The organism is Geobacillus sp. ZGt-1 (assembly GCF_001026865.1).
Classification (GTDB): Bacteria; Bacillota; Bacilli; order Bacillales; family Anoxybacillaceae; genus Geobacillus; species Geobacillus thermoleovorans.
Genome location: NZ_LDPD01000002.1, coordinates 9,606 through 14,878, shown reverse-complemented (window position 1 = coordinate 14,878; position 5,273 = coordinate 9,606). Strand labels below are relative to the sequence as shown.

At 51.7% G+C, this 5,273-nt stretch carries 7 protein-coding genes and 1 other RNA gene; 1 reads left to right on the top strand and 7 read right to left on the bottom strand.

Features of this window, described 5'->3' with window-relative positions; translation table 11 throughout:
- Positions 1-177: 177 nt before the first annotated feature.
- The 7 genes from VU18_RS00105 to tadA form a co-directional block, all read right to left on the bottom strand.
- Positions 178-441: a pro-sigmaK processing inhibitor BofA family protein gene (locus VU18_RS00105; protein ID WP_011229537.1), complete on the bottom strand. Its 264-nt coding sequence runs from the start codon at positions 439-441 to the stop codon at positions 178-180.
- 78 nt (positions 442-519) lie between these two features.
- Positions 520-744 carry a YaaL family protein gene (locus VU18_RS00100; RefSeq protein WP_012820427.1) on the bottom strand — a complete coding sequence of 75 codons (225 nt, stop codon included), beginning with the start codon at positions 742-744 and terminating at the stop codon, positions 520-522.
- Positions 745-767: 23 nt separating this feature from the next.
- A complete protein-coding gene (recR, locus tag VU18_RS00095) occupies positions 768-1,364 on the bottom strand; it encodes a recombination mediator RecR (protein ID WP_011229535.1) in 597 nt (198 codons plus the stop codon).
- A 9-nt stretch (positions 1,365-1,373) separates the two neighbouring features.
- Positions 1,374-1,700 carry a YbaB/EbfC family nucleoid-associated protein gene (locus VU18_RS00090; protein WP_011229534.1) on the bottom strand — a complete coding sequence of 109 codons (327 nt, stop codon included), beginning with the start codon at positions 1,698-1,700 and terminating at the stop codon, positions 1,374-1,376.
- A 23-nt stretch (positions 1,701-1,723) separates the two neighbouring features.
- On the bottom strand, positions 1,724-3,403 hold the full coding sequence (dnaX, locus tag VU18_RS00085) for a DNA polymerase III subunit gamma/tau (RefSeq protein WP_021322656.1): 1,680 nt from the start codon (positions 3,401-3,403) through the stop codon (positions 1,724-1,726).
- Positions 3,404-3,520: 117 nt separating this feature from the next.
- An RNA gene (gene ffs / locus VU18_RS17025) (signal recognition particle sRNA large type) lies at positions 3,521-3,785 on the bottom strand.
- Positions 3,786-3,823: 38 nt separating this feature from the next.
- Entirely contained in the window at positions 3,824-4,321 is a 498-nt protein-coding gene (tadA, locus tag VU18_RS00080) for a tRNA adenosine(34) deaminase TadA (protein WP_011229532.1), read from the bottom strand.
- An 85-nt stretch (positions 4,322-4,406) separates the two neighbouring features.
- Between tadA and VU18_RS00075 the strand changes: the two genes are divergently transcribed.
- The coding region (locus tag VU18_RS00075; RefSeq protein WP_047757467.1) for a LysM peptidoglycan-binding domain-containing protein at positions 4,407-5,273 on the top strand (867 nt) is incomplete at its 3' end.

Sequence of the window (5,273 nt, the reverse complement as noted above, 5' to 3'; positions counted from 1 at the left end):
TTTTGTTTAGTTTTCAAGGAACTTGTTTATCTTGCACACTTTTATCATTATACATATCATTTAATTTGCTGTCAACATATCTTTCATGAACAGCGACATTAATTAATATAATGCATTGTCATATAAAAGTCAATAACTTTTAAACAAAAAAATAAAAGGCATCTTGAATAATGATGCCTACAAAATATATCGGTCAATCACGATTAACGCTGCCGCTCCAGGGAGGCCAAGAAATCCGCAAACGATTGAGGTGACGAGGTTAATCGGAATATGGATGTTAAAATGCCCGCCGATGGCGTTGATGACAAACAGCGCGAGCGCCCCGACGATCAGGCGGATAGCAGCGTAGCCGATCAGGCGAAGCGCTTTGAGACGGGCGCCGACGATAAGCAAAACGGCGATAAGCGCTAGCAACACGGTAATGACGACTTTCGGCTCCAACGTTTGAACCCCCTTTTTGCACGCTTGTACTACCAACGTATGAGAAACAGGGGAAAAAAGAACAAAAAAATAAGGAAGTTAACGCACTTCCTTAAGTGTGATGCGGCGGTGCTTCGCTTCGCGGAGGAGGAAAAAATATTTGGCCTCAGCGAGTTGCAATGCGCTCAGCACCTCCGGAGACGGATCGACGCTTTTTTCGATGAGTTGTTTCTGCTCAAGCCATTCAGTTCTAGCCTTTTGTAGTTCAGCCATTAACTTCTCATCAAATTGTCTCTTTAGTTTCCCCTTTCGCCGCCATAACAAACCGATCCCCACCTTCTTTCTCTCTATAGCTCACGGCGCCCTTCCAACGCCTTTGATAACGTCACTTCGTCCGCATACTCCAAGTCGCCGCCGACCGGCAAGCCATGGGCGATGCGGGTGACTTTGATTCCTGTCGGCTTCAACAGGCGGGAGATGTACATCGCCGTTGCCTCTCCCTCGATGTTCGGGTCGGTCGCTAAAATCACCTCTTGGACCGTCTCATCCTGCAATCGCGTGAGCAGCTCGGCGATTTTAATATCTTCCGGTCCGATGCCTTCCATCGGCGAGATGGCCCCGTGCAACACGTGGTATAGGCCATTGTATTCTTTCATCCTCTCCATGGCGATGACATCTTTCGGATCCTGAACAACGCAAATCGTCGTCCGGTCGCGCCGCTCGTCTTTGCAGATGTAGCAAGGGTCTGTATCTGTAATATGTCCGCAAATCGTGCAATAATGAATATGCCGCTTGACATCAACGAGCGCTTTGGCAAACTCAAGCACGGTGTCTTCTTTCATCGCCAGCACATGAAATGCAAGGCGGGCAGCCGTTTTCGGGCCGATGCCGGGCAGTTTCATAAAACTGTCAATCAACTTCGATAGCGGTTCTGGATAATGCATACGCCCCCCCTAGAACAACCCTGGAATGTTAAGTCCTTTCGTAAACTGCCCCATCATTTCATTAGCCAACTCATCCGCTTTTTTCAACGCATCGTTTGTCGCTGCCAAAATCAAATCTTGCAGCATTTCAATATCGTCTGGGTCGACGACTTCCTCTTTAATTTTTACTTCCAAAATTTGTTTATGACCGTTAGCGACAACGGTCACCATGCCTCCGCCCGCCGTGCCTTCCACCGTTTTTTCCGCCAACTCTTCCTGCGCTTTTTGCATTTCTTTTTGCATTTTTTGCATTTGTTTTAACATTTTTTGCATATTGCCCATTCCGCCACGCATCATCTTGGCATCCTCCTTTAAACGGTTTATTCTTTAATTTCGACCAGCTCTTCGCCAAACAGCCGCTTCGCTTCGGCGATTAACGGATCTTCTTCGCTTTTTTCCACCATGGCGTCCTTATTGCGGATGAACTCTTCTCTTATTTTTCCCCATTCTCCCTCCGGAATGGCTACCATTTCAAAGCGGCGGTTTGTCAGCTCAAACAAAATCGCTTCGACGTTTTCTTTGACCGAACTTGTGGGATCGGTCGCCATTTTGCAGTGGATTTCGTATTTGAATTTTAATACAAACGCTGAGGCGCTCGCTGCAACCGGCTCGCTCTCTTGCAGCAAGGCAGCGTGCGACACTTTATGCTGCCGTTTCAACGTGTCGAGCACATCCGCCCAGCATCCTTTCACCAAAGCTAAATCTTCATGCGTCGCCTGTTTCAACAGCTCGTAAATGCGGCCAACCGGGGCTTTATATCCCCCCGTTTTCATCGGTTTGGACAGTTTTTTCACCGGCGCGGCGGTCGACGGAGGGACAGGCGGTTGTTCCTTCAGGCGCCGCAATTCCGCCTCCAGCGTTTCAATCCGCTTTATCAACGGTTCCAACTCGGAAGCCGACAGCGACGGGGCGGCGGCTGATGGATGGCAAAGTTTCACAAGCGCCACTTCCAACAGAAGGCGCGGGTGGTTTGTCCACTTCATCTCTTGCTGGCTTTTGTTCAGCAACTCGATGGCCTCGTATAAATTGGAAACCGGAATCATTTCCGACAGTGAAGTGAACGCTTCGTCAACGACAGCAATTTGAATCGCTCCCTCCACATAGGGAGCGGTTTTGTACAGCAATAAATCGCGATAGTACAAAATCAAGTCTTCAACCAAACGATGCGGATCTTTCCCTTGCGCCATCATCGTTTCCAACTGCTGAAGAACCGCCGCTGTATCTTTGCGGTGGATGGCTTCGATGAAGCTCGATAAGGCGGCAAATGATGCAGCCCCGGTCATCGCCAGCACGTCGTCGAGCCGAAGTTTCCCGTCGCTGAACGAAATGGCTTGATCAAGCAAGCTGAGCGCATCGCGCATCCCCCCGTCTGCAGCACGGGCGATGGCGGACAATGCCTCATCGGACGCCTCGACACCTTGGGCGCTTGCGACATACTTTAGCCGTGAAACGATCGCCGGAAGCGGGATGCGGCGAAAATCGAACCGTTGGCAGCGGGAAATGATCGTCGTCGGAATTTTGTGCGGCTCGGTCGTGGCCAAAATGAAAATGACGTGTTTCGGCGGCTCCTCCAACGTTTTCAACAGCGCGTTAAACGCACCGATCGACAGCATATGCACCTCGTCGATGATATACACTTTGTAGCGGGCCGACGTCGGCGCAAATTTCACCTTCTCACGGATATCACGAATTTCATCGACGCGGTTGTTGGAAGCAGCGTCAATTTCCAGCACATCGGGAACCGTTCCATTCGTAATGCCGAGGCAAGCTGGACACTCATTGCATGGCTCCGCCGCTGGCGCCTGTTCACAGTTGACCGCCTTGGCGAAAATTTTCGCTGCGCTCGTTTTTCCTGTACCGCGCGGGCCGGAAAATAAGTAAGCGTGCGATATTTTATGTTGAAGCAGGGCGCTTTGCAACGTCTTGGTCACGTGTTCTTGGCCGACCATGTCCGCAAAGCGCTGCGGCCGAAACACGCGATATAACGCTTGGTATGCCACGGAAAACGGCCCTCCTCTTTCTCTCGTCCTATCTATTATATAACTTCCTATTGCAATTTGAAATAACAAAAAACCCACTCGCCATGAGTGGGTTTTGTTCCCTATCGCTATGTAAGGCCGTGCACCTTCTGTCGATTAGCTGCCCCGAGCGTTGCTCAAGCAGTTAGCTCAGCCCAGGCGTCCCCGCGGCACATGGGAGCATCCGCTTACTGCTGCTTCCTTCCGGACCTGACAGGGTTCACGGAATCCCATTGCGCGGGACCCAGACGTCAACACCACTTGCTTGAGACAGGCCTCGCAACAGACTAACCTCGAGAAGGAATTCAGCCTCGCTAGAGCGGATTGCGAGTACAGGGCACCGCTACCTCCCCGCTTAGCACGGCACTATCAGTATAGCTCGTTAGCGGAAAAAATGCAATGTCAATCGACGGAATTTTCGTTGGCACTCCCGCCAACATTTCTCTTTTGTTCGCGCAATCGTCGAAAAAATTGGCTCAACAGCGAACCGCACTCGTCAGCAAGCACCCCGCTTACCACCTTAACCTGATGGTTAAATCGGCTTTCCTGCAATAAGTTCATCAATGTCCCAGCGCACCCTCCCTTTGGGTCAAACGCGCCAAATACAACCCGTTCGATGCGGGAAAGAACAATGGCGCCTGCGCACATGGCGCACGGCTCAAGCGTTACGTACAACGTCGCCCGCTCAAGCCGCCATGAACCGGTTGCCCGGCATGCTTCATCGATTGCCAAAATTTCTGCATGAGCGATGGCGCGTTGTTCGGTTTCCCGCAAATTATGAGCGCGGGCGATGACGCGGCCGTCTTGAACGATGACAGCGCCGATCGGCACTTCGCCGATCTGCTCCGCTTTTTTTGCTTCTTCCATTGCCAATCGCATGTAGTACTCGTCGGTGTTCATCGTATACCCCTTCACACAAACGGTCATTTCTCCTTTCTTTTCATCATAGAATATGGAGAATAAAGACGCAACTAGGAGGTCAAGTATGCAAATCCACGTAGTGCAGAGTGGACAAACGTTAAGTGGAATTGCTGAGGCATACGGGACCACGGCGGAAGACATTGTCCGGGCCAACAAGCTTCCAAACCCTGATAAACTCGTTGTCGGTCAGGCGCTCGTGATCCCGATCGTCGGTCGTTTTTACTGGGTGCAGCGCGGCGACACGTTATGGTCGATTGCACGCCGATTTTCGATTCCGATGCAGCGGCTTGCCGAAGTGAATCGCCTCTCCTTAAACGCTCCGCTTAAGGTCGGGCAGCGGCTTTATATACCGCCCGGCGCCAAGCGAAGAGCGGAGTTTAACGCCTATATTGAACCGCGCGGCGCGACTGTCAGCCCAGCGCTGGAGGCGAGCGCTCGCGAAGCCGCTCCGTATTTGACTTATTTGAGTCCTTTTTATTTTGCGATCCGACGCGACGCGACATTGCAAGAGCCGCCGCTTGACGACTTTCCGGATATTGCCCGCGCCAACCGCGTCACGCTCGTTATGGTTGTCGCCAACATTGAAAACGGGCAGTTCAGCGACGAGCTCGGCGCGCTTATGTTAACAAACGAAACGCTGCAAAATCGTCTGCTCGACAACATTGTCGCGACCGCTAGACGGTATGGCTTCCGCGACATCCATTTTGATTTTGAATATTTGCGCCCGGAAGACCGTGAGGCGTATAATGCGTTTTTGCGCAAAGCGAAACGGCGGTTTGCACGAGAAGGGTGGATGATGTCGACCGCCTTGGCGCCGAAAACGAGCGCGACCCAGCGCGGACGTTGGTACGAAGCACACGACTACCGCGCCCATGGACAAATTGTCGACTTTGTCGTGATCATGACGTATGAATGGGGCTACAGCGGCGGG